Genomic DNA, 25719 nt, shown 5'->3' with positions numbered 1-25719 from the left:
CACTCAGCGGCGCGATCTCACCACCTGATACCTGCGCGTTAAATACTCCACCGGCGCGCTCCAGACGTGCACCAGTCGGGTGAAGGGGAAGATCAGGAAAATGGTCATGCCCAGCACCAGATGAACACGGAAGATAAACGCCACGCCCGCCAGATGTTCGGACGAGCCACCGCGGAAGGTCACTACCGACTGCGCCCAGTCCACCAGCTTGAGCATCTCGCTGCCGTCGGGATATTTCGCGGAGAACGGAATGGTGGTGAGCCCAAGAATACACTGCACCAGCAAAATGCAGAGGATCAGGATATCTGCCGTAGAGGAGGTCGCCCGGATACGCGGGTTCGTCAGCCGGCGAATCAATAATCCCGCACCGCCCACCAGCGTGAGCACGCCGCAAACGCCGCCCAGAATCATCGCCATCAGCTGTTTCTGCGACATCGGCAGAAACCACGAATAAACCCAGTGCGGCGTCAGCATCCCGAAAAGATGTCCGAAGAAGATCCCCAGGATCCCGATATGGAACAGATTTGACCACAGCACCATGCCGCGCTTATCCAGCATCTGGCTGGAGGAGGCGCGCCAGGTATACTGCCCGTAATCGTAACGCAGCCAGCTTCCCACCAGAAAAACCGTGCCACACAGGTAGGGGTAAATATCGTAGAAAAAGACGTTCAGAAACTGGATCATTTTGGGCCTCCCGCACTGACGTCGACATACTGCGGGGCAACGTCCTGGCTAAAGCGTCGTTGATATTGCTGCATCGGTGAGGTATCACACGATGTGGCGTTGTCCTCGATAAACTTGACCTGTTCCTCTTCCCAGACGGCGTCCAGCGCCTGGCGGGTATCATCCCGTTTCTCGGTGGAAACCTGTTTCGCCACGCTGTCGCTGGTCAGACGCGTGCCTGCGAGCGTCAGGAGCGCATCGAATAGCTGATAATGCGCCACGCCGCGCTGCTTCAGGCGACCGCCAATCAGTGCCAGGATCGGCGCAACGTTTTGTAGTCCCTCGCGGGCCTCGTCGTCGGTGACGAGGCTGAGATACTCCAGGTAGAGCGGCAGATAGTCCGGCAGCTCGCGACAGTCCAGCTGCAGGCCGGCTTTTTCGTACTGGCTCATCAGGTCGACCATCGCCTGGCCGCGATCGCGGGATTCAGCATGAACGTGCTCAAACAGCAGCAGCGAGGTCGCACGACCCCGCTCAAACACCTCGCACCATTCGGCCTGCTTATCCAGCAGCGCGGCATCCAGATGCTGGCGGGCAAAGGGCAGTAACGCAGGGAGATTCTGTTCTATCAGGGAAAGTGCTTCCTCGCGATTTTCCCATAATGTTTCATCGGGATACTCAATCAGCAGGGCGATGATTTTGAGGATCTGCATCACTCTCCCTCCCCGTGGTCGCGCACTTCGGTGATGTTGATGGCATCAATGCGGCTGCTGTTAAAGAGGTTGAATTTGGTGTCGGAACCGTGGCACCCGTCGCCAAAGGAGAAGCCGCAGCCGTTGCGTTCCGGGAAGGCGTCGCGCGCCATTTCGCGGTGGCTGGTGGGGATCACGAAACGATCTTCGTAGTTGGCAATCGCCAGATAGCGGTACATCTCTTCGACCTGCTCGACGCTAAGGCCCACTTCTTCGATGGCACGCGTATCGGTCACGCCTTCAACGGTCTGAGAGCGTTTGTAATGACGCATGGCCATCATGCGTTTCAGGGCGCGCAGCACCGGAGCAGGATCGCCCGCGCTGAGCATGTTGGCCAGATACTGCACCGGTATGCGCAGGCTTTCGACCGCCGGTAATACGCCGTCGTTGAGCGGCAGGCCGCCGGCGTCTGCGTAAGACTGGATCGGTGACAGCGGCGGAACGTACCAGACCATCGGCAGGGTGCGGTATTCCGGATGCAGCGGCAGCGCCAGCTTCCAGTCCATCGCCATCTTGTAAACCGGGGAACGCTGGGCGGCGTCAATCACGTTCTGCGGAATACCTTGCTTGAAGGCTTCTTCAATGACCGCCGGGTCATGCGGATCAAGGAACACGTCACACTGGCGTTCATAGAGGTCGGTTTCATGTTCGGTGCTGGCCGCTTCTTCAATGCGATCCGCGTCATACAGCAGCACGCCCAGATAGCGAATACGCCCGACGCAGGTCTCAGAACAGACGGTTGGCTGGCCGGATTCAATGCGCGGGTAGCAGAAGATGCATTTCTCCGACTTTCCGCTTTTCCAGTTGAAGTAGATTTTCTTGTACGGGCAACCGCTGATGCACATGCGCCAGCCACGACATTTGTCCTGGTCAATCAGCACAATGCCGTCTTCTTCACGCTTGTAGATGGCACCGCTCGGGCAGGTGGCCACGCAGCTCGGGTTCAGGCAGTGTTCACACAGGCGCGGCAGGTACATCATGAAGGTGTTTTCAAACTGGCCGTACATCTCCTTCTGGATCTTGTCGAAGTTGCGGTCGCGGGCGCGTTTTTCGAACTCGCCGCCAAGCAGTTCTTCCCAGTTCGGGCCGCCAACAATTTTGTCCATCCGTTTGCCGCTAATCAGCGAGCGCGGGCGGGCCGTCGGGAGGTGATCGCCTTGTGGTGCACGGTGCAGATCCTGGTAATCAAACGTGAAGGGCTCGTAGTAATCATCAATGCCGGGCAGGGACGGGTTGGCAAAGATTTTTGACAGCACGCCCACGCGCCCGCCGAGACGCGGCGTCAGCTTGCCGGTGATCCCGCGTACCCAGCCGCCTTGCCACTCCTCCTGATCTTCCCAGTTTTTCGGGTAGCCAATCCCCGGTTTGGTTTCGACGTTGTTGAACCACGCATATTCCATACCTTCACGCCCGGTCCAGACGTTTTTACAGGTGACCGAGCAGGTGTGACAGCCAATGCATTTGTCGAGATTCAGCACCATTCCAACCTGTGAGCGTATTTTCATTTTTTCGCCTCCTGTACCTGATCCCGACCTTCGCCATCCAGCCAGTTAATGTTTTTCATTTTGCGGATCATGATGAACTCGTCGCGGTTAGAGCCGACGGTGCCGTAATAGTTGAAGCTGTACGCCAGCTGGGCGTAGCCGCCAATCATGTGTGTCGGTTTGGGACAGACGCGCGTCACCGAGTTATGGATCCCGCCGCGACGGCCGGTGACTTCTGAACCCGGAATATTCAGAATACGTTCCTGCGCGTGGTACATCATGGTCATGCCCGGCGGGACGCGCTGGCTCACCACTGCCCGGGCGGTCAGGGCCCCGTTGGCGTTGAAGGCTTCGATCCAGTCGTTATCCTCAATGCCTAACTCTCTGGCATCGGTTTCGCTGATCCAGACGATAGGCCCCCCGCGTGACAGCGTCTGCATCAACAGGTTTTCACTGTAGGTCGAGTGAATGCCCCATTTCTGGTGTGGCGTCAGGAAGTTCAGTGCCTTCTCCGGGAAACCGTTCGGCGGGATTTCGCGCATATGGCTAACGCTTCGGGTATCAATCGGTGGGCGATAGGCCACCAGACTCTCCCCGAACGCGCGCATCCACGGATGGTCCTGATACAGCTGCTGACGACCGGAAAGGGTGCGCCAGGGAATAAGCTCGTGAACGTTGGTATAACCGGCGTTATAGGAGACATGCTCACTTTCAAGGCCCGACCAGGTGGGGCTGGAGATAATTTTCCGCGGCTGGGCCTGAATATCGCGGAAGCGGATTTTCTCATCTTCTTTGTTCAGCGCCAGATGGGTGTGATCGCGACCGGTCAGTTCGCCCAGCGCTTGCCAGGCTCGCACTGCCACCTGGCCATTCGTTTCAGGGGCGAGGGCGAGGATCACTTCAGAGGCATCAATCGCCGTTTCAATACGCGGGCGTCCTTTTGCCGGGCCATCGAGCTTCACGTAGTTCAGCTTGCCAAGGAAATCGACCTCGCTCTGGGTATTCCATGAAATGCCTTTCCCGCCGTTGCCGAGTTTGTCCATCAGCGGGCCGAGTGATGTAAAGCGCTCGTAGGTTTCCGGATAATGACGTTCGACCACCGCAATCGTCGGCGCCGTTTTACCCGGAATGAGATCGCATTCGCCTTTGCGCCAGTCCTGAATATCAAACGGCTGTGAAAGTTCCCCCGGGGAGTCGTGCTGCAGCGGCTGCAGTACCACGTCCGTTTCGGTGCCAAGATGGCCGACGCACACCTCTGAGAAAACGCTGGCAATACCTTTGTAAATCTCCCAGTCGCTGCGGGATTCCCAGGCCGGGTCGACGGCAGCTGAAAGCGGATGAATAAACGGATGCATATCCGACGTATTCATGTCGTCTTTTTCATACCATGTCGCGGTGGGCAGCACGATATCGGAGAACAAGCAGGTGCTGGACATGCGGAAATCGAGCGTCACCAGCAGGTCAAGCTTGCCCTCGATGGCCTGAGTTTGCCACTCCACCTCTTCGGGCTTCACGTCATCCGTCGACCCTAAATCTTCGCCCTGGATGCCGCTTTCGGTACCGAGCAGGTATTTGAGCATGTACTCGTGACCTTTCCCCGAAGAGCCGAGCAGGTTAGACCGCCAGACAAACAGATTGCGCGGGTGGTTTTTACCGTTGTCAGGCTGTTCGCAGGCGAAACGTATATCGCCCGATTTTAATGCCTGCACGGTGTACTCCTGCGGGGTCATGCCAGCGGCGTCGGCCCGGGCTTTAATGTGCAACGGGTTGAGGTTTAGCTGCGGTGCCGAGGGCAGCCAGCCCATACGCTCTGCCCGGACGTTAAAATCGATCAGGTGACCGGTGAATTTTGTCGCGTCCGCCAGCGGAGAGAGTAACTCCTGCGCGGTCAGTTTTTCATAACGCCACTGACAGGCGTGGTTGTAGAAGTACGACGTACTGTTCATCTGGCGCGGGGGACGGTTCCAGTCCAGCGCAAACGCCAGCGGCAGCCAGCCGGTTTGCGGACGCAACTTCTCCTGACCCACATAGTGTGACCAGCCGCCACCGCTTTGACCCACGCAGCCGCAGAACACCAGCATGTTGATCATCCCGCGGTAGTTCATGTCCATGTGGTACCAGTGGTTCACCCCGGCACCGAGGATAATCATCGACCGGCCGTGTGTTTTGTGCGCCGTGTCGGCAAACTCACGGGCAATTTTCTCTATCAGGTAAGCAGGGACGCCGGTGATCTGCTCGCCCCAGGCGGGAGTGTAAGCTTTGATCTGGTCATAGCTGCCCGCCGCGTTGCTGTCTTCCAGACCACGATCGAGGCCGTAGTTAGCGAGAATCAGATCGTAGACGCTGACCACCCGTTTCTGGCTGCCATCGGCCAGCGTCAGGGTTTTACTCGGTACACGGCGCGTCAGGACCGGCTCCTGCTTGACGCTACGGAAGTGTGGATTTTCATTGCCGCCAAAATAGGGGAATGCCACCTCTGCCACGCTGTCGTGGGTAATCAGCAGCGAGAGGGTGAGTTCAGTTTCATGATCTGCCGCCAGCGGCGCCAGGTTCCATTTGCCTTTTTCGCCCCAGCGGAAACCAATGGACCCGTTCGGCACCACCAGATCGCCGGCGATATCAAAGGCGACGGTTTTCCACTCAGCATTATTGGCTTCACCCAGCCCGTCCGTGAGATCAGAGGCCCGAAGCATCCGCCCCGGCACCACGCGGCCATCGGCCTGTTCATCCAGCAGCACCAGCATCGGCATGTCGGTGTAGCGGCGGCAGTAGTTGAGGAAGTACTCGCTGGGGTTGTCGAGATGGAACTCTTTGAGGATCACGTGGCCCATTGCCATCGCCAGCGCGCTGTCGGTGCCTTGCTTGGGTGCCAGCCACTGATCGCTCAGTTTGGCGACCTCGGAGAAGTCCGGGGTGATGGCCACGGTTTTGGTGCCTTTGTAGCGGACCTCGGTAAAGAAGTGGGCATCTGGCGTACGCGTCTGCGGAACGTTAGACCCCCAGGCAATGATGTAGCTGGAGTTGTACCAGTCTGCGGATTCCGGCACGTCGGTCTGCTCGCCCCACGTCATGGGCGAGGCGGGCGGTAAATCACAATACCAGTCATAAAAGCTGAGACAGGTGCCGCCCAGCAGAGAGAGATAACGCGTCCCGGCGGCATACGAGACCATCGACATCGCCGGAATCGGTGAAAAACCGGCCACGCGATCGGGGCCGTAATGTTTAATGGTCCAGACGTTGGCGGCAGCAATCAGCTGGTTCAGCTCTTTCCAGCTGGAGCGGATAAATCCGCCGTGTCCGCGAGCCTGCTTGTAGCTCCGGCTCTTCTGCGGATCGTTCTGAATGGCATCCCAGGCCAGCACCGGATCGCTGTGTTGCGCCAGGGCGTCACGCCACAGTTCGATCAGCGTGCGGCGCACCAGCGGGTATTTCAGCCGGTTGGCGCTGTAAAGGTACCAGGAATAACTTGCACCGCGCGGGCAGCCGCGCGGCTCGTGGTTAGGCAGGTCGGGGCGGGTACGCGGGTAGTCGGTCTGCTGGGTTTCCCAGGTAACCAGGCCGTTTTTGACGTAGATTTTCCAGCTACAGGAGCCCGTGCAGTTCACGCCATGGGTGGACCGCACAATCTTGTCGAACTGCCATCGCTGTCGGTAGCTGTCCTCCCAGTCACGGTTGGTGTTGTACACCTGCCCGTGTCCATTGGCGAAGCTGTCGCCTTTTTGTTTGAAATAGCGAAAGCGATCCAACAGTTTACTCATGACATTTCTCCTGCTTCGATAGCCTTTTCGGAGAGGGCTGCCCACTCTCAGGCGAATGTGTAATTGTTATTGTTGTGAAGATTTGCGGCCATAAACCAGCCAGGTCACCAGGACGCAGACGATGTAAAACACGAGGAAAACTTTCATGGCACCCACAGGCGAGCCGGTCATGGCCAGCGACGTGCCGAAGGCTTTCGGAATGAAGAACCCGCCGACGGCACCGATGGCGGAGATAAAGCCCAGCGCTGCCGCGGTTTCGGTGACTGCTTCATGCTGCGCCTGCTCGTCACTTCCCCCTTGTTGCTTCACGCGGGTGAGGGTGATTTGGCGGAAAATGATGGCAATCATCTGAAACGTTGACCCGCTGCCCAGTCCGGCGGTGAGGAACAGACCCATAAAGACCAGATAGAAGGCGAGAAAACTGCCCGACCCGGAACCGGGAAGCGTCAGGAAAAGCAGGGCGCTGAAAAGCGCCATAAAGACGAAGTTAATCAGGGTGACGCGTACGCCGCCGAGTTTGTCTGAGATCATCCCGCCCGCAGAACGGGCCAGCGCGCCAATCAGTGGGCCAAAGAAAGCCAGATGGAGGATATTGACGTCAGGAAACTGGGTTTTCGACAGCATGGCGAAGCCTGCTGAAAAACCGATAAACGAACCGAAGGTTGCCAGGTAGAGGAGGCTCAGGAGCCACAGGTGAAAACGTTTTAACACCGGTAGCTGGCTGGCAATCGTGGCCTTAGAGCTCGCGATGTCATTCATGCCGAAAAACGCCGCAATCGTGGCCAGCAGGAGAAGGGGTGCCCAAATCCACGCGGCATTGGCCAGCCACATCGTTGAGCCGTCATCCTGCGGCACGCCGTTTACGCCGAGAAAGGTGAACATGGGCAGGAAGATCACCAGCGGCGCGACCAGCTGCATTACGCTCACGCCCAGATTCCCCAGCCCGCCGTTAATCCCCAGGGCGCTACCCTGTTTCGTTTTCGGGAAGAAGAAGCTGATATTGCCCATGCTGGAGGCGAAGTTAGCGCCGGCAAAACCACACAGCAGCGCGATGACGATAAAGATCCAGTAGGGAGTGGCAGTGTCCTGAATCGCGATCCCTAACCAGACGCAGGGAACAATCAGGATCACCGTGCTTAACACCGTCCAGTAGCGTCCACCAAAGAGAGGAACCATAAACGAATAGGGGACGCGCAATATCGCACCGGACAGGGAGGGTAAGGCTGTTAGCATAAAAAGCTGGTCGGTGGAAAAATTAAATCCAACTTTATTCAGATTGACCGCAATGGCACTAAATAACATCCATACGCAAAACGCTAATAACAGGCAAGCCACAGAAATTAAAAGATTTCTTCGGGCAATATGTTTTCCTTTATTCTCCCAGAATTGCGCATTTTCGGGTTTCCAGTTGCTCAGCAGATAAGGATTATTCTTCTCACTTTGTTGTGACATGTCGCCCTCTTGCGTAACCATAAAAAGAAAAAATGGAATAAAAACAGGTGGATGTCTGACAGTGTGTTTATGGAATTATTGGATGGTTTGGGATACATCTGAAAGGATAGATAAAAAAGCGAATCCCTGAGTCGGGAGGGGAAATAAGGGTTCGCTTAATGTGTTACTAATTGTAAGTGAGGGCTGTTAATACTCATAAGTGAGTATTAACACAATTCCAGAGAGATTAATTTATCAAGATGGTTATTAAAGGCAGCGTCGTCCATCTCTGGGATATCTAATATATAAATGCCGTCCAGGCCACACACCAGACCAATTAAACGCCAGGCAATATTTTCCGGCCGATCGCCCGGGGTAAAATCTCCCGCGTCAGTGCCTGCTTTGATAAGGGCGACGGTCTCCTGGTGCCACATCTCCATGGTCAGTACATATGCACCCCTGATGTCCGTATCCCGGCTTGCCAGGATCTGCGCCTCACGCCACAGACGAATATAGGGCTCAAACCGGCCATCATCGCTGCCGAGCATGGCATGCAGTTGCTGTCGCCAGCTGGCCTGCTTGCCGACTACATCCGCATCCAGCAGTTCACGGATCAATCGCACAAAAGCCAGCGATTTTAGCTCTCCGCCAGAGGTGAAATGGTGGTGGACCTGTCCGGTGGCGACGCCGGCTTCGGCGGCAATTCGCCGTACCGTCATTGCGGAAAGTCCGTCAGAGAGCGCCACGCGCATAGCGGCCTGTAAAATCTCTTCCCGCCTTTCATCCTTGCTCAGATATCGCATTTTCACTCACTCTTAATGGGACTGAAACAAGTGTAACAAAAAGCTGGACACTCGTTCAACTTTACGTAGGATCGCAAGCTGGACATGTGTCCATGATTTAAAAGAAAAGGAAATTTATGTTTCGTCAGTGGTTAGCGTTAGTCATTATCGTGCTGGTGTATATCCCGGTGGCGATCGACGCGACGGTACTGCACGTAGCGGCGCCGACGTTGAGTATGACGCTGGGTGCCAGCGGTAACGAATTATTGTGGATCATCGATATATACTCGCTGGTGATGGCGGGGATGGTGCTGCCGATGGGCGCACTGGGTGACCGCATTGGTTTTAAACGGTTGTTGATAATTGGCAGTACGCTGTTTGGCTTGTCATCGCTGGCTGCCGCATTTGCGCCTTCAGCAGGATGGCTGATTGCTGCCCGCGCCTCGCTGGCGATTGGGGCGGCGATGATCATCCCGGCCACGCTTGCGGGGATCCGCACGTTGTTCGTTAATGCGCGCGATCGCAACATCGCGCTTGGGGTCTGGGCCGCCGTCGGTTCAGGCGGTGCGGCGTTTGGTCCTTTGATTGGCGGTATGTTGCTGGAGCATTTTTACTGGGGATCGGTCTTTTTGATCAACGTGCCGATCGTGGTCATCGTTGTTTCCCTTGCCGCGCGTCTGGTGCCTCGTCAACAGGGACGCCCGGAACAGCCGCTGAATATTGCCCATGCAATCATGCTGATTGTGGCGATATTGCTGCTGGTCTACAGCGTGAAAACCGCGCTCAAAGGGGTGCTTTCTCCGTGGCTGGTGGCAATGACGCTGCTCACCGGAGCGGTGATGCTGATGATCTTTGTGCGGATCCAGCTTCGCGCCCGCGTGCCGATGATCGACATGCGTCTGTTCTGTCATCGCATTATTTTAAGCGGTGTCGTGATGGCGATGACCGCCATGATCGCGCTGGTGGGGTTTGAGCTGTTGATGGCCCAGGAGCTGCAGTTTGTGCATGGCTTTACGCCATTTGAAGCGGGGATGTTTATGCTGCCGCTGATGGTTGCCAGCGGGTTTAGCGGGCCGATTGCCGGTGTGCTGGTCGGTCGTCTGGGGCTGCGCCTGGTGGCAGCAGGCGGAATGGGGTTGAGTGCCGTCAGCTTTATCGGTCTGTCGATGCTCGACTTCAGCACGCAGCACTGGCAGGCATGGAGTCTGATGGTGCTGCAGGGCTTCAGTGCCGCCAGTGCGCTGTTGGCCTCAACCTCGGCAATTATGGCGGCTGCGCCAAAAGAGAAAGCGGCTGCCGCAGGGGCGATTGAAACCATGTCCTATGAGCTGGGCGCAGGGTTGGGCATTGCCATTTTTGGTCTGCTGTTAACCCGCAGCTTCTCGGCGTCAATTGTCCTGCCGCAGGGACTGAGCGCGACGCTGGCCGATAAGGCCTCGTCATCGATTGGCGAAGCGGTAAACGTGGCACAGAGCCTGACTCCAGGGCTGGCGGAGTCGTTAATTGCGGCGGCAAAAACGGCCTTTATCACGTCACACAGCGTGGCGTTAGGCAGTGCTGGCGCAATGTTACTGGTGCTGGCGGTCGGGATTTGGTTTAGCCTGGCAAACGTACCGAAACAGTAAAATCAGGCCCGGTGGTGCAATGCTTACCGGGCAACCCTCAGTGTGCGTCATGGGGAGTCAGCAGGCAGCGCTTGTCGTGTGCTTCAATTTCGGTGCCGCTAAAGCGCGCGTATTGCCCGGTCAGGCCAAAGAATGCGGGTTGCGTTTCTGTATAGATTTCAGCGGCAAGTATCAGACGGCGACGTTCGTCTTCGCTCATCTCAAGCTGTGTCCAGGGAATGAAATAGCGCGTCGTTGAGCGTGCGGTCAGCGTGAACCACAGCGGGCAACCGCATCCGGGACAAAACCAGCGTTCGCCGCGCGCAGATGACGTGAAATGAGAAGGGGCTATCGACTCTTCTTCCACAAGCGGTTGCCCCTGCGCTTCCAGATACATGGCCATTCCCCCCGACCATTTCTGGCACTGGGTACAGTGGCAGGCATAGACGTCGAAATTGTTGAGGGAAACGCTGAATTGGCTCATCCCACACAGGCAGCGTCCTTTGAAAATATGCATGGCGTGCTCCTTTATTACGCCAGTCAAACCGAATAAAAAAAGCCAGCCACGAAGGCTGGCTTTTTTATACTAACAAATCTTAGAACTGGTAGGTCAGACCAACAGCAACGATGTTGTCGGTAGAAACACCAGCTGCTTTAGTGAAGCTGCTGTCGTCAACCAGGTTGATTTTGTAATCAACGTAGGTAGACATGTTTTTGTTGAAGTAGTAGCTCGCGCCAACGTCAACGTATTCAACCAGATCCTGGTCGCCGTAAGTACCAATGTCTTTACCTTTGGATTTCAGGTAAGCAATGGATGGACGCAGACCGAAGTCGAACTGGTACTGAGCAACCACTTCGAAGTTCTGCGCTTTGTTAGCGATGAAACCGCTACCGAAGTTGGTCATGTTACGGGTTTCAGAGTAGGTGGTTGCCAGGTAGATGTTGTTGGCATCGTACTTCAGACCCGCAGCCCATACTTCCGCGTTTTCGCCGCCTGCATTCAGATTGCTTGCAGCAGCAACCTGACGGTCAGTACGGTCAGATTTCGCGTAGGTAGCACCTACACCGAAGCCTTCGAATTCATAAGTAGAAGACAGACCCCAGCCGTCACCGTTCGCTTCGGTGATGTCGTTACGGTCGTTTTTACCCTGGTACTGAGCAGCCACGTTCAGGCCATCAACCAGACCGAAGAAGTCGGTGTTACGGTAAGTTGCAACGCCAGTCGTACGGCCAGTCATAAAGCCATCAGTCTGAGTCCAGGTATCACCACCGAATTCTGGCAGAACGTCAGTCCATGCGCCGATGTCGTAAGCAACACCGTAGTTACGACCGTAGTCGAAAGAACCGAATTCGTTGAATTTCAGGCCCGCGAATGCCAGACGGGTTTTGTTGCCGTCAGAACCCTGAGATTCAGAGCGGTTGCCTTTGAACTCGTATTCCCACTGGCCATAACCGGTCATCTGGTCGTTGATCTGAGTTTCACCTTTGAAGCCCAGACGAACATAGGTTTTGTCGCCGTCGTTGCCAGCGTCATCAGAGAAATAGTGCAGACCTGTTACTTTGCCGTACAGATCCAGTTTGTTACCGTCTTTGTTAAAAACTTCAGCCGCGTTTACAACGCCTGCTGCCAACATGGAAGTCACTGCCACTGCAACTAATTTAAGTTTCATCTTAAATATTCCTTATAATTTTCTTCAGTATTTCCTGAGCCACTTTGAACGATTTCTAAACGAGGCTAATCATCAATGGCATGCTATTTTTAAGAATCTTGTAGTAGGGTTTCAATAATAAGTTTCAAAATATTAGCAATAATTTCAATTAGTGTGATCCGGATCGGATAAATTGCGGCTGTAACGAATGAGATGGTGGTGATTTGTGCATTTTTTGATGAATTATTCAACAAAACCATTGGCCGCAATATAGTTTTCAGCCGTTTTAGTTTCTTTTGTTAATTGTCGGTATTTTCTGTCTTTTTACGCGTTTGATATAAATGTCATTTGTTTAAAATCAGTAAGTTAACTATTTCATTATACGGGATAATCGTTGTTGGACATGAAACACACAGAAACACACTATTGCACTTTGTGCTATATACATTGTTAATATTCGCAAGGGATTAATAACGTAACGGTGTCAAGTTATGTCAATAAAGGACGACGGAGATTTACGAAAGGGCGGTAATATAAACAGAATCTAAACGGCTTTTCTAACGCGCCGATCATTATTTTGACGCGCGATCACATATTAAATTTATGTTAATTCCCGCCGGGCGATTATGGACCCGGCAGAAGATAGCGATATTATTTTCGCGTGGCGTACCAGCACAACAAAGACCCGGCACAAACCATTAATGCGCCTTGCCAGAAAGAAAACGAGAGGGGGGAATTCAGCAATACGGCAGCTAGTGCTGCTGAGAGTACAGGCGTGAAATAGGATACCGCTGCGAGTACCGTGACGTTGCCATGAAGAATACCGATATTCCATGCCGCATAGCCAAACCCCAGTGCGACGCTGCACATGATGAGCTTTACGACCACCGGGAGAGTAAACACCATTTGCGGCTGTTCGCTGAACGCATATTTCACCCACAGACTGAGCGCGGTGAGCAGCACGAAAAGCGTTATCCCGTTTTGCCCGTTGGCAAACTTACTGGTGACGGTGCAGTAAGCCGCCCAGATAAAAGCCCCGGCGAACGCCAGCGCGTAGCTGAGCGGGCTTGAGATGACATTACGCATGATGTCATCAAGATGTAGCCCTTGCTCTCCGCCTAATACCCAACAGACGCCCAACAATGAGACGGCTAAGCCCGGGATCACCCACAGGGTGGACCGTTGGCCGTTAAATAAAATGGCAAACACAATCGTCAGGCTTGGCCAGAGATAATTGACCATTCCCACTTCGATAGCCTGGGAGCGCGTTGCGGCATAGCCTAACGACAGGGCAAGGCAAATTTCATAGCTGACAAACAGCACGCTGCCGGCAATAAGATACCGGGGTGAAAACCGTCTGATATCAGGAAATCCTACCGTCACCAGGCACAGTAATCCGCTGAGGGTGTATATCATTGCGGCGCCTCCCACCGGTCCCAGCCCCTCACTGACGCTACGAATGAGGCCAACCATGGTGCTCCACAACAGTATCGCCGCCAGTCCCGTGAGCGTTGCTCTCTTTCTGTCCATAACCCTGCCACCGCTATAAAAATCAAAGGAAAAATTTATAGCATTAATCCTCCTGCCATCGCGAATTATTCTCTTAAGTCTTTAATCAAAAAGAGGTATTTAAATTCCGTGGGGGTGACTATTAAGGGGGTGAAGACAAGTGACCTTGATTTGACGCAAAAAAATCAGGGGCTTTACTGCTAGTTTGCGGCGCGAAGTCTTATATGAAAACGAGGACAACAATGGACGTCAGCCGCAGACAATTTTTTAAAATCTGCGCGGGCGGTATGGCCGGAACAACAGCCGCAATGCTGGGATTTGCACCCAAAATGGCGCTGGCTCAGGCACGCAACTATAAACTGCTGCGCGCGAAAGAGATCCGTAACACCTGCACATACTGTTCCGTAGGTTGTGGGCTTTTAATGTATAGCCTGGGCGATGGTGCGAAGAACGCCAAAGAAGCGATTTATCATATTGAAGGGGACCCGGATCATCCGGTGAGCCGTGGCGCACTTTGTCCGAAAGGGGCGGGTCTGCTGGATTATGTCCACAGCGAAAACCGTCTGCGCTATCCGGAATACCGTGCGCCAGGATCTGACAAATGGCAGCGTATCTCCTGGGATGAGGCGTTTTCCCGAATCGCAAAACTGATGAAAGCTGACCGCGACGCCAACTTTATCGAAAAGAACGCGCAGGGCGTTACGGTGAACCGCTGGCTGTCGACCGGCATGCTGTGCGCGTCCGCGGCAAGTAATGAAACCGGCATGCTGACGCAAAAATTTGTGCGCTCCCTCGGCATGCTGGCGGTAGATAACCAGGCGCGCGTCTGACACGGACCAACGGTAGCAAGTCTTGCTCCAACATTTGGTCGCGGTGCGATGACCAACCACTGGGTTGATATTAAAAACGCCAACGTCGTGATGGTGATGGGCGGTAATGCCGCTGAAGCCCATCCGGTGGGTTTCCGCTGGGCGATGGAAGCGAAAAACAATAACGATGCGACGCTGATCGTTGTCGATCCGCGCTTTACGCGTACGGCATCGGTGGCGGATATCTATGCGCCTATTCGCTCCGGTACGGACATTACGTTCCTCTCGGGCGTTCTGCTGTACCTGATTGAAAACAACAAAATTAACGCTGAATACGTTAAGCATTACACCAATGCCAGCCTCCTGGTACGGGATGATTTTGCCTTTGAAGAGGGGTTGTTCAGCGGTTATGACGCGGAAAAACGGCAGTACGATAAATCGTCCTGGAACTACCAGTTCGATGAAAACGGCTACGCCAGACGCGATGAGACCCTGAGCCATCCGCGCTGCGTATGGAATTTGCTGAAACAGCATGTTTCCCGCTATACGCCGGACGTCGTGGAGAATATCTGCGGCACGCCAAAAGCAGATTTCCTCAAGGTGTGTGATGTACTGGCCTCTACCAGCGCCGCCGACAGAACCACGACGTTCCTGTATGCGCTCGGCTGGACGCAGCATACCGTCGGTGCGCAAAACATCCGCACCATGGCAATGATTCAGCTGTTGCTCGGAAACATGGGGATGGCTGGCGGCGGCGTGAACGCCCTGCGCGGACACTCCAACATTCAGGGCTTGACCGATCTGGGCCTGCTGTCGACCAGCCTGTCAGGCTATCTGACGTTGCCGTCTGAAAAGCAGACTGATTTGCACAGCTATCTGGCGGCCAACACGCCAAAAGCGACGCGTGCCGATCAGGTGAACTACTGGAGTAACTATCCGAAGTTCTTCGTCAGCCTGATGAAGTCGTTCTATGGCGATGCCGCGCAGAAGGAAAACGACTGGGGCTTCGAGTGGTTGCCGAAATGGGACCAGGCCTACGACGTCATTAAGTATTTCAACATGATGGATAAGGGCAACGTTACGGGCTACATCTGCCAGGGCTTTAACCCGGTGGCGTCTTTCCCGGACAAAAACAAGGTCGTTCGCAGCCTGAGCAAACTGAAATACATGGTGGTTATCGATCCGCTGGTGACCGAGACCTCCAACTTCTGGCAGAACCACGGCGAGATGAACGACGTCGATCCTGCATCGATTCAGACCGAAGTGTTCCGCCTGCCGTCCACCTGTTTTGCAGAAGAAGACGGGTCGATTGCCAACTCCGGCCGCTGGCTGCAGTGGCACTGGAAAGGCCAGGATGCACCGGGTGAAGCGCGCAACGACGGCGAAATCCTGGCCGGGATTTACCATCGTCTGCGTGAAATGTATCGCACCGAAGGGGGGAAAGGCGCTGAACCGCTGCTGAGGATGAGCTGGAATTACAAACAGCCGGACCATCCTGAATCCGAAGAGGTCGCCAAAGAGAATAACGGCGTTGCGCTGGCGGATCTGTATGACGCGAACGGCACGCTGCTGGCGAAGAAAGGTCAGTTGCTCAACAGCTTCGCGCTGCTGCGGGATGACGGCACGACCGCATCGTCATGCTGGATCTACACCGGCTGCTGGACGGAGCAGGGTAACCAGATGGCGAACCGCGATAACGCTGACCCGTCAGGGCTGGGCAATACGCTGGGCTGGGCGTGGGCATGGCCACTGAACCGTCGCGTGCTGTACAACCGTGCTTCTGCGGATATCAACGGCAAACCGTGGGATCCGAAACGGATGCTGATCGAATGGAACGGCAGCAAATGGACGGGTAACGATATTCCGGACTTCAGCACCGCCGCACCGGGCAGTGAGACCGGGCCGTTTATCATGCAGCCGGAAGGGCTGGGACGCCTGTTTGCCCTCGATAAGCTGGCGGAGGGGCCGTTCCCGGAACACTACGAGCCAATGGAAACGCCGCTCGGCACCAACCCGCTGCATCCGAACGTCATATCCAGTCCGGTGGTGCGTATCTATGAAGAGGACGTCCTGCGTTTAGGCAAGAAGGACAGGTTCCCGTATGTCGGGACAACCTACCGCCTGACCGAGCATTTCCATACCTGGACCAAGCATGCACGGCTTAACGCCATTGCCCAGCCGGAACAGTTTGTGGAGATCAGCGAAACGCTGGCGAAAGCGAAGGGTATTGCCAACGGTGACCGCGTGAAGGTGAGCAGCAAGCGCGGCTTTATTCGCGCGGTTGCGGTGGTAACGCGTCGTCTGCAGGCACTGAACGTGCATGGTCAGCAGGTGGAAACCGTCGGTATTCCGCTGCACTGGGGCTTTGAAGGGGTGGCGCAAAAAGGCTACCTCGCCAATACCCTGACGCCAAACGTCGGCGATTCCAACTCGCAAACGCCGGAGTACAAAGCGTTTCTGGTCAACATCGAGAAAGCGTAAGGAGCGAATACATGGCAATGGAAACACAGGACATTATTAAACGCTCCGCGACCAACTCCATCACCCCCGCGCCTCGTGCGCGGGATGATAAGGCAGAAGTCGCCAAGCTTATCGATGTCACTTCCTGCGTGGGTTGTAAAGCCTGCCAGGTGGCCTGCTCGGAGTGGAACGATATCCGCGATAAAGTGGGACACTGCGTCGGCGTTTACGATAATCCGGCGGATCTGAGTGCCAAATCCTGGACGGTGATGCGTTTTAGCGAAACCGATCAGAACGGCAAGCTGGAGTGGCTGATCCGTAAAGACGGTTGTATGCACTGCGAAGATCCGGGATGCCTGAAGGCCTGTCCGTCAGCCGGGGCCATCGTCCAGTACGCCAACGGGATTGTCGATTTCCAGCAGGATAACTGCATCGGTTGCGGCTACTGCATTGCGGGCTGTCCGTTTAATATTCCGCGCCTCAGTAAAGAGGATAACCGGGTCTACAAATGCACCCTGTGTGTCGATCGCGTGAGCGTCGGGCAGGAGCCTGCCTGCGTGAAAACCTGTCCGACCGGGGCTATCCACTTCGGGACAAAAAGAGAGATGCTGGAGGTAGCCCAGCAGCGCGTGGACAAACTGAAAGCGCGCGGTTACGCCAGTGCGGGCATTTATAACCCGCAGGGGGTGGGGGGAACGCACGTGATGTATGTTCTGCACCATAACGACCAGCCGGAGTTGTACCACAATCTGCCGAAAGATCCTGCGATCGATACCTCGATCAACCTGTGGAAAGGGGCGCTCAAACCGCTCTCTGCGGCGGGCTTTATCGCTACTTTCGCCGGGTTGATTTATCACTACATCGGTATCGGACCCAACAAAGAGGTGGATGACGACGAGGAGGAACCTCATGAGTAAGTCATGGATTGTGCGCACGAAGTTTGTCGACCGTGCCTGTCACTGGACGGTAGTGATCTGCTTCTTCCTGGTGGCGGTCTCGGGGATCTCCTTCTTCTTCCCGACGCTGCAGTGGCTGACGGAAACCTTCGGGACGCCACAGATGGGGCGTATTTTGCATCCGTTCTTCGGCGTGCTGATTTTCGTGGTGCTGATGTTTATGTTTGCGCGCTTCGTACATCACAATATTCCGGACAAGCATGACATTCCATGGCTGAAGGGGATTATTGAGGTTCTGAAGGGCAATGAGCATAAGGTTGCGAAGGTCGGGAAATACAACGCCGGGCAGAAGATGATGTTCTGGACCATCATGAGCATGATTTTTGTTCTGCTGGTCACCGGCGTCATTATCTGGCGGCCGTACTTTGCGCACTACTTCCCCATTCAGGTGATTCGCTACGCGCTGCTCATTCACGCGACGTCAGCCATCATTCTGATCCACGCCATCCTGATCCACATGTATATGGCCTTCTGGGTCAAAGGGTCGATTAAAGGCATGATTGAAGGGAAGGTGAGTCGCCGCTGGGCGCAGAAACACCACCCGCGCTGGTACCGTGACGTTGAGCGGCTGGAAGCGAAACAGGAAAGTACGAAAGGGATGCCGTAAGTCCCGCGTTCGCGGGTCAGCGAATGACCCGCGAACGCTTCAGTCAAAAACGCTCTTCAACATACCGGAACGGGTATTGGGTCGGCTTCACTTTACCAATCTTACGCTTCGGCAAACTCACCGCTTCGATGTGAATGGCTTTGTACGGGATTTGCGCCAGCAGGTGCGAAATAATGTTCAGGCGCACGCGTTTTTTATCTTCCGAACGGGCGACAAACCACGGCGCCCAGGCGGTGTCGGTGGCAGCAAACATCGCATCTCGTGCCACGGTATATTCATCCCACAAATTGAAAGACTTAATGTCCATTGGCGATAATTTCCAGGTCTTTCGCCCGTCGTTAATACGATCGCGCAGACGACGCTCCTGTTCTTTCGGCGTGACCTCCAGCCAGTATTTAAGCAGGATGATCCCGGCATCCACCATTGCTTTTTCCATCACCGGCGTGCCATCAAGAAACTTCTCGACCTGCTCCGGTGTGCAGAATCCCATCACCCGTTCAACGCCCGCGCGGTTGTACCAGCTGCGGTCAAAAATGACAATTTCGCCGGCGGCTGGCAGGTGGGGGACATAACGCTGGAAATAGAGCTGGGTCTTCTCTTTTTCCGTCGGGGCGGGGAGCGCAACAACCCGGAAGACGCGTGGGCTAACGCGTTCAGTGATGGCTTTAATGGTTCCGCCTTTACCGGCACCGTCGCGCCCTTCAAAGACAATACAGACCTTTAAACCCTTTGCGACGACCCACTGCTGGAGCTTAACCAGTTCAACGTGGAGGCGACGAAGCTCTTTTTCATACTCTTTCGTTTTTAACGGCTCATGCTTTATGACATCAACTGCGACACTGGTTTTCTTCTTGCTTCCCATGATTGTCATCCTCAGGTTGTCCGGCGCGGGAAAAAGCGGGGCCGCACTATGAAGTGTAATCCACCTGAATTAATGGATTAACGTGTCAGCCAGCTGATTTGAACTGGCTCACCATACAAGATTGTTCAATAATGCCCGTCGCGCGTTGTTAACCAGTGGTTGTGGTATGAAAAAGACAATTTTTTCGTTGGCACTTGGCACGTTTGGCCTGGGAATGGCTGAATTTGGCATTATGGGCGTATTAACTGAACTGGCCCATGACACCGGAATTTCAATTCCCGCCGCCGGGAATATGATTTCGTTTTACGCCTTTGGTGTGGTGATTGGTGCCCCGATTGTGGCGCTGTTCTCAGGCAAATTTTCGTTAAAATCCACGCTGTTGTTTCTGGTGGTGCTGTGTGCCGTCGGTAATGCAATTTTTACCTTTTCTACGTCGTATGCCTGGCTGGCGATAGGGCGGCTGATTTCCGGTTTTCCGCACGGCGCCATTTTTGGCGTCGGGGCGATTATTCTCTCGAGAATTGCGCCTCCGGGGAAGGTGACGGTCGCCGTGGCGGGCATGATAGCCGGCATGACGGTTGCCAATCTGGTGGGCGTACCGCTGGGCACCTGGCTGGGTCATGAATTCAGCTGGCGCTATACCTTTTTCCTGATTGCCCTGTTTGATGCTCTGGTGATCATCTCGGTACTGGTCTGGGTGCCGCACATCCATGATCGCTCCGAAATCAAATTGACCGCGCAATTTTCCTTTCTGAAAAAACCGGAGCCGTGGCTGATTTTTGCCGCCACCATGTTTGGCAATGCTGGCGTGTTTGCGTGGTTCAGCTTCGTCAAACCGTTTATGGTCAACGTCTCTGGCTTCTCCGAAGGCGTCATGATGGTCATCATGATGCTGATGGGGCTGGGTATGGTGTTAGGTAATCTCCTGAGCGGGAAATTATCGGGTCGCTTCAGTCCGCTGCGTATTGCCGCCACCACCGACATGGTCATTGTCGCGTCACTGCTGTTGCTATTCGCCTTTGGGGAACATAAAACGGCGTCGCTGGTGATGGGCTTTATCTGCTGTGCCGGGCTGTTTGCACTCTCTGCGCCGCTGCAGATCCTTCTCCTGCAAAATGCGAAGGGCGGTGAGATGCTGGGTGCCGCAGGCGGGCAGATGGCATTTAACCTCGGCAGTGCGATAGGGGCGTATTTTGGCGGGATGATGATCACGCTTGGCTTTAGCTGGAGCTATGTCACGCTGCCAGCGGCTGTGCTCTCATTCTCAGCCATGAGTTCACTGCTGATCTACGCACATCTTCGGGCCAGAAAGGCAGACGCCGGTTCGTTCGCTTCCGCACGTTGAACCGCGCCGGTAAGGCGCGGTAGAAGGGCGCTAGACAAATTTCGCCAACGGATCGGCAGCGGCAAACGCCACGGCTTTGTCCGCTGCTGGCGGGTAGATAAGTTCATTGGTGATGGCGATTTTGATTTTCTTTGCGTCATCACGCACCGATTTGACGGCCTGGTCCCACCCTTCAGTGTAAACGGCACCCCAGGCACCCAGGTCCAGACAGGTCACGTAGTTAACCTGGCGGTAAGGATAAGGCGTGCGATTCAACAGGCTGGCTGCCGCGTTGTGGCCGGCAAATTTACCCAACTGGATCGCGTGCTGGCAGGTCATAAGCGCCGTGTTCCCCATCTCGTCCGTTCTGGCGTAGGCCATATCTCCCGTCGCGTACACGTCCGGATGAGCCGGAACCTGCAGCGTTTCTGTCACTTTCAGACGCCCCTGGTTATCGCGTTCGCCGTTAATCTGTTGTCCAAGCGGGTTTGCTTCAACGCCTGCCGTCCAGACTACGGTTGCAGCGGGGATACGTTCGCCGTTTTTCAGCGTTACGCCGTTCGCATCGATGGCCTCAATTTCACTGTTCAGACGCCACTCAATCCCCAGTTCCTGGCTCGCGTCTTCAATGGTGTTACGTAATGCTTCACTGTATCGTCCGCCAATGACATGACCCCTTTCAACTACGATAACTCTTGTCGCCGTATCATCACCGAAGCGAGCGCGCAGTCGGGCAGGAAGCTCGGTTGCCAGTTCAATGCCGGTAAAACCGCCGCCACAGACAACCACGGTATTGCGCGCAGCGGTGGAAGGGCGCGAGACCAGGGAGTCAAGATGCTGCTCAAAGGTCTGTGCGGATTCAAGCTGATCGATATCAAAGGCGTACTCAGCCAGCCCGGCAATCGGTGGACGCTTGCTCTGACTGCCGGTGGCCAGCACTAACCGCTCGTAACTCACTGCGGCAGTTACGCCATTTGTATCACGATAGGAAACACTTTTCCCTTTTATATCAATGGATTCTGCTTTACCGGCGATAAAATCAATACCCAGTTCAGCGAACAGTCCGGTCAGCGGAGAGACCAGCGACGTCACGTTCTCTTCATAGAAGCGCGGGCGAACACGCAACTCGGGGGCGGGTGCCAGTACGGCGATCTTCAGGCTGTTATTGCCCTCCAGCGCATTCAGACGCGCGGCGCTGACGGCAGCCCACATGCCGGAAAAACCGGTGCCCACAATTAAAATCTGCTTCTTCATCTTCGATCCTTTTGATCATCACGCTGTATACCTGACATAACTGCAACTATACTTGTCGCAGTTAACTGCGACAACTTCTTTCTGAGTTAAATTTTAATGCTGCATAAAATCAGCATGTTAATGAAAAAGGGGAGGGTAGTTGTGATTGTGGGCAATAACGCCGTTATAATGACCCAGATAAATAACTTCGGAGTTAACCATGGCGTTTTACAGTTCCGGTGTGGAATACGGCATTCACAGCCTGATGTGCATGGTGGATGCAAAAGGCAATGAGCGTGAGATGAGCGTCCGGGAAATGGCCGCCCTGCAGGGTGTGCCGTATGATTACCTGGGAAAAATCTTCACCCGTTTGTCACGTGCCGGGCTGGTGAGCAGCACGGAAGGTAAGGGCGGCGGGTTTAAACTGGCGCGCCCGGCGGAGTTGATCACCGTACTGGATGTGGCGCACGCCATTGACGGTGAGAAGAACATGTTTGAGTGTCGCGAGGTGCGTCAGCGGCTGGCGGTGTTTAATGAAACGCCTCCTGCCTGGGTGTGCAATGGCCCGTGTGGCGTACGTTCGGTCATGGACAGCGCACAGCAACGGATGGAAGAGGAGTTAGCGCGACATACCATTCTCGATCTGGCGCGCAAGATGTACCGCAAAGCGCCGGATACCTTTCAGATTGAGGTTCAGGAGTGGATTTCTGACCGGCGATCGTCGTAGTGAAATGCCGGGTAAGGCAAAACCGCCCCCCGGCAACCGGCGATTAAGAGCGTAAATCAATCACCATACGACCGCGGATTTGACCCTGCTCCATCTCTTTAAAGATGGCATTGATATCTTCCAGCGGACGCATTGTCACTTTTGGCACCACTTTGCCCTCTGCCGCAAACTGGAATGCCTCCATCAGGTCCTGACGGGTTCCCACCAGCGAACCGACGACCTGAATGCCGTCCAGAACCAGGCGTGGAATATCCAGGCTCATCGCTTCCGGCGGCAGGCCCACGGCGACCACGCGGCCACCCGCACGCACGGCATCCACCGCTGAGTTGAAGGCTGCTTTTGCCACGGCAGTTACCACCGCGGCATGTGCGCCTCCGGTTTTCTCCTGAACAATTTTCGCTGCATCTTCGCTGCGAGAGTTAATGGTTAAATCTGCCCCCATGCTCGCGGCCAGTTTCAGCTGTTCATCGTTCACATCAATGGCGATGACCTTGGCGTTGAATACGTTTTTAGCGTACTGCAGCGCAAGGTTACCCAGACCACCAAGACCGTAAATCGCAATCCACTGGCCCGGCTTAATGTGGGACACTTTTACCGCTTTGTAGGTGGTGACCCCCGCGCAAGTGATGCTGCTCGCCGCTGCGGAATCCAGACCGTCCGGCACTTTTACCGCATAATCGGCGGTCACGATGCACTCTTCAGCCATCCCACCGTCAACGGAATAACCCGCGTTTTTCACATCCCGGCACAGGGTTTCGTTGCCGGTATTACAGTATTCGCAGTGTCCACAGCCTTCAAAAAACCATGCCACGCTCGCACGGTCGCCAATTTTCAGCGAGTTGACGCCTGGGCCAATCTCTTTAACGATCCCTATTCCTTCGTGACCCAGGATCACCCCGGTCTTATCACCGAAATCACCGTTCTTCACGTGAAGATCGGTATGACATACGCCGCAGCATTCCATCTTCAGCAGGGCTTCTCCATGCTTAAGCGGACGTAATGATTTTTCGGTGACATTGACCTGATGATCCTGAGTGACAACAGCAGCCTTCATATGTTTCTCCTTGTTCATGATGAGATTCTGCATAGCAGGTGTACTACTTCTTAAGGATTAATACTTAGGCGCGTTAATGCAAGGTGGCAGCAACATAATGTCATCATTTGATTCGATTTCGGATTAAGAATACAGCGATCCTCTAATAATCAGGGGGGCGTTCAGGGGGAGAGCGGCCCGGCGAGACACTCGCCGGGCGCGGACTTACAGTTTTGCTTCTATCGCCTCAATCTCCTGGCGCCATTGCGCCTGCAACTGCGGCTTCTGGTGCTTCGGTTTGCGGGCCAGGTCTTCCTCCAGCAATGTCTCCAGCGCGATCAGCCGTTCAAGCAGGTCGTCAAACTGCGAAGGGCGATCGTGCTGTTGTTTCGGTGAACACGGCGATGTTATCAGGCCTGCACTTTCACGCAGCCGTTCAAAGACCGCTTCGGCGTCATGCCATTCACTCAGCCTGCCGTCCTCAATCAGCCAGAAACGGTTGCAGCTTTGGCTGATTAATTGACGATCATGGCTGACCAGCAGCACGCCACCTTCAAATTGCTGCAGGGTTTCTGTCAGCGCCTCTTTGCCTTCCATGTCCAGATGGTTGGTCGGTTCATCCAGCATCAGCAGGCTATAGCGCGCTAACGTCAGGCCAACAAACAGCAGGCGAGAGCGTTCTCCACCGCTGATCGTACTGACTTTCTGACCGTGACGTGGCCACGCAAAGCCGGCACCGATCAGGGCCATCTTGCGATTCTGCGGATCGGGTGCAAACGGCTCCAGTGCGTCAAACAGCGATGCATCGTCCGGGAGCTGGTTCAGCGTCTGGTCATAATAGCCAGGCGATACGCGTGGGTGGAGTTTCAGCCCATCGTCAGCCTGCTCGCCGCGAAAATGCCGCCAGATCAGCTTCATCAGGGATGATTTACCGCAGCCGTTACGTCCAACGATGGCCACGCGATCGCCGCTTTTGAGACGCGCGATGTCAATGTTAAACAGCGCAGGCAGCCCGGGAGCCGGCGGCACCGCGAGGTTTTCCAGCTCCAGCAGACGGTCGGCCCGTAGCGCGTCGCCGCGCAGGGTTAATGTCCACTGACTTCCCGCCGTGACCTCCGTCTGGCTCTCTTTCAGCCGTTCAACCTGCTTTTCCATCTGTTTCGCTTTGCGGGCCAGGTCTTCGTTGTCATAGACTTTGCCCCAGGTCGCCAGTCTTTTTGCGCTGGCCGCGACGCGGTCGATCTCCTTTTGTTCTGCCTTGTGGCGCTGCGCATCACTTTCGTCTTTCGCATCCAGCGCTTTGCGTGCGGCGGTGCAGGGAAGGGCAAAGTAATGCAGCATCTTATCGCGCAGGATCCAGCTGCCGTTGGTTACGGCATCCAGCAGCTGCCTGTCATGTGAAACCAGCACAAAGCTGCCTGACCAGGCCTGTAAAAACTGCTCCAGCCAGAGCATGGTGGGTAAATCGAGGTGGTTACTCGGTTCATCCAGCAGCAGCAGGTCCGGCGCATTAATCAAAGCCCGCGCCAGCAGCAGACGCGTATGTTGCCCGCCGCTCAATGTTGCCGAGGTTAATGTCCAGTCCTGCGGCGTAAAGCCCATACTCGCCAGCAGCGTTTCCGCTTTCCAGCGCAGGCTCTCGCGTTCAGCTGCAGGCAGTTGTGCCAGCACGGCATCCAGCATGCTCAGGGGGTAAATCCCGTCCGGCAGATGTTGTTCTACGCGCGCCATGATGCAGTGCCCGGCCAGCGCGACCGTTCCGGCGGCAGGCGTGTCCGTACCGTCCAGCACCTTCAGCAACGTACTTTTACCGCAGCCGTTGTCGCCCAGCAGACCGATGCGATCGCCTTTTTTCAGCGTAAAGGAGAGCGAGTCGAAGAGCGTACCAAACGCCGTATCAACACGTAGAGATTGTGCAGTGAGTAAAGTGCTCATTGTTGCTTACCCAAGAGTTACAGGCATGTTTATGCCTCGTCAAACATCGCTGACGATAACTCAGTAAGCCCGAGAGAAGGGATTTAGGGGTTGGTGTCTTCGCTCAAGCAGAAGTTATCGCAGCACGATACCGATAACGCT

General features: G+C 55.1%; 19 protein-coding genes. 6 read left to right on the top strand and 13 right to left on the bottom strand.

Translation table 11 applies throughout. The features are described from left to right. Positions 1–3: 3 nt before the first annotated feature. From narI to HV340_RS11470, 6 genes are all read right to left on the bottom strand, one after another. The gene (gene narI / locus HV340_RS11495; protein ID WP_014170231.1) at positions 4–684 is read right to left on the bottom strand and encodes a respiratory nitrate reductase subunit gamma; all 681 of its coding nucleotides are present in this window, start codon (positions 682–684) and stop codon (positions 4–6) included. Then, positions 681–1376: a nitrate reductase molybdenum cofactor assembly chaperone gene (gene narW / locus HV340_RS11490; RefSeq protein ID WP_160890601.1), complete on the bottom strand. Its 696-nt coding sequence runs from the start codon at positions 1374–1376 to the stop codon at positions 681–683. Before narW ends, narI begins: the two co-directional genes overlap by 4 nt. After that, entirely contained in the window at positions 1376–2920 is a 1545-nt protein-coding gene (narH, locus tag HV340_RS11485; protein WP_020884050.1) for a nitrate reductase subunit beta, read from the bottom strand. Before narH ends, narW begins: the two co-directional genes overlap by 1 nt. Beyond that, positions 2917–6657, bottom strand: a complete 3741-nt coding sequence (locus HV340_RS11480) for a nitrate reductase subunit alpha (RefSeq protein ID WP_025204127.1) — start codon at positions 6655–6657, stop codon at positions 2917–2919. Before HV340_RS11480 ends, narH begins: the two co-directional genes overlap by 4 nt. Before the next feature lie 66 nt (positions 6658–6723). Continuing rightward, a complete protein-coding gene (locus tag HV340_RS11475) occupies positions 6724–8109 on the bottom strand; it encodes a NarK family nitrate/nitrite MFS transporter (protein ID WP_025204128.1) in 1386 nt (461 codons plus the stop codon). A 206-nt stretch (positions 8110–8315) separates the two neighbouring features. Beyond that, complete coding sequence (locus tag HV340_RS11470) at positions 8316–8891, bottom strand: TetR family transcriptional regulator (RefSeq protein WP_020884053.1); 576 nt, start codon at positions 8889–8891, stop codon at positions 8316–8318. Between the two features lie 116 nt (positions 8892–9007). On the opposite strand from HV340_RS11470, the gene HV340_RS11465 reads away from it, so the two are divergent. Next, positions 9008–10495: an MFS transporter gene (locus tag HV340_RS11465; RefSeq protein ID WP_181216540.1), complete on the top strand. Its 1488-nt coding sequence runs from the start codon at positions 9008–9010 to the stop codon at positions 10493–10495. A 37-nt stretch (positions 10496–10532) separates the two neighbouring features. Here HV340_RS11465 and HV340_RS11460 read toward each other — a convergent pair whose 3' ends face one another. From HV340_RS11460 to yddG, 3 genes are all read right to left on the bottom strand, one after another. Then, positions 10533–10991: a GFA family protein gene (locus HV340_RS11460; protein WP_020884055.1), complete on the bottom strand. Its 459-nt coding sequence runs from the start codon at positions 10989–10991 to the stop codon at positions 10533–10535. Positions 10992–11070: 79 nt separating this feature from the next. After that, positions 11071–12144: a porin OmpD gene (gene ompD / locus HV340_RS11455; protein WP_020884056.1), complete on the bottom strand. Its 1074-nt coding sequence runs from the start codon at positions 12142–12144 to the stop codon at positions 11071–11073. A gap of 630 nt (positions 12145–12774) precedes the next feature. Further along, a complete protein-coding gene (gene yddG / locus HV340_RS11450) occupies positions 12775–13653 on the bottom strand; it encodes an aromatic amino acid DMT transporter YddG (protein ID WP_014170222.1) in 879 nt (292 codons plus the stop codon). Positions 13654–13874: 221 nt separating this feature from the next. Here yddG and fdnG point away from each other — a divergent pair, with 221 nt between their 5' ends. From fdnG to fdnI, 3 genes are read left to right on the top strand one after another with little or no spacing between them, the layout of a single operon-like run. Next, positions 13875–16922: a formate dehydrogenase-N subunit alpha gene (gene fdnG, locus HV340_RS11445; RefSeq protein WP_106504149.1), complete on the top strand. Its 3048-nt coding sequence runs from the start codon at positions 13875–13877 to the stop codon at positions 16920–16922. Positions 16923–16933: 11 nt separating this feature from the next. Continuing rightward, positions 16934–17818 carry a formate dehydrogenase subunit beta gene (fdxH, locus tag HV340_RS11440; RefSeq protein WP_181216539.1) on the top strand — a complete coding sequence of 295 codons (885 nt, stop codon included), beginning with the start codon at positions 16934–16936 and terminating at the stop codon, positions 17816–17818. After that, positions 17811–18464, top strand: a complete 654-nt coding sequence (gene fdnI, locus HV340_RS11435; RefSeq protein ID WP_044859317.1) for a formate dehydrogenase-N subunit gamma — start codon at positions 17811–17813, stop codon at positions 18462–18464. Before fdxH ends, fdnI begins: the two co-directional genes overlap by 8 nt. A gap of 43 nt (positions 18465–18507) precedes the next feature. Here the strand turns inward: fdnI and ppk2 are convergent, their stop codons facing one another. Beyond that, positions 18508–19326 (bottom strand): polyphosphate kinase 2, encoded by an 819-nt coding sequence (ppk2, locus tag HV340_RS11430; RefSeq protein WP_025204134.1) that lies wholly within the window; start codon positions 19324–19326, stop codon positions 18508–18510. A 166-nt stretch (positions 19327–19492) separates the two neighbouring features. Here ppk2 and araJ point away from each other — a divergent pair, with 166 nt between their 5' ends. Further along, complete coding sequence (gene araJ / locus HV340_RS11425) at positions 19493–20671, top strand: MFS transporter AraJ (protein WP_181216538.1); 1179 nt, start codon at positions 19493–19495, stop codon at positions 20669–20671. 30 nt (positions 20672–20701) lie between these two features. Here araJ and HV340_RS11420 read toward each other — a convergent pair whose 3' ends face one another. Further along, a complete protein-coding gene (locus HV340_RS11420) occupies positions 20702–21904 on the bottom strand; it encodes an NAD(P)/FAD-dependent oxidoreductase (protein ID WP_181216537.1) in 1203 nt (400 codons plus the stop codon). Between the two features lie 199 nt (positions 21905–22103). Between HV340_RS11420 and HV340_RS11415 the strand changes: the two genes are divergently transcribed. Then, positions 22104–22610: an Rrf2 family transcriptional regulator gene (locus tag HV340_RS11415; RefSeq protein WP_014170178.1), complete on the top strand. Its 507-nt coding sequence runs from the start codon at positions 22104–22106 to the stop codon at positions 22608–22610. Positions 22611–22653: 43 nt separating this feature from the next. Here the strand turns inward: HV340_RS11415 and adhP are convergent, their stop codons facing one another. Both adhP and HV340_RS11405 read right to left on the bottom strand, forming a co-directional pair. Continuing rightward, positions 22654–23664, bottom strand: coding sequence for an alcohol dehydrogenase AdhP (gene adhP, locus HV340_RS11410; RefSeq protein ID WP_020884077.1), 1011 nt, complete (start codon positions 23662–23664; stop codon positions 22654–22656). Between the two features lie 204 nt (positions 23665–23868). Next, positions 23869–25578: an ABC-F family ATP-binding cassette domain-containing protein gene (locus HV340_RS11405; RefSeq protein WP_068794658.1), complete on the bottom strand. Its 1710-nt coding sequence runs from the start codon at positions 25576–25578 to the stop codon at positions 23869–23871. Positions 25579–25719: the final 141 nt, after the last annotated feature.

The sequence above is a fragment of the Enterobacter sp. RHBSTW-00975 genome, assembly GCF_013615235.1.
In the GTDB taxonomy this organism is placed as follows: Bacteria; Pseudomonadota; Gammaproteobacteria; order Enterobacterales; family Enterobacteriaceae; genus Enterobacter; species Enterobacter ludwigii.
This window is presented reverse-complemented; position numbering and strand designations above follow the sequence as displayed.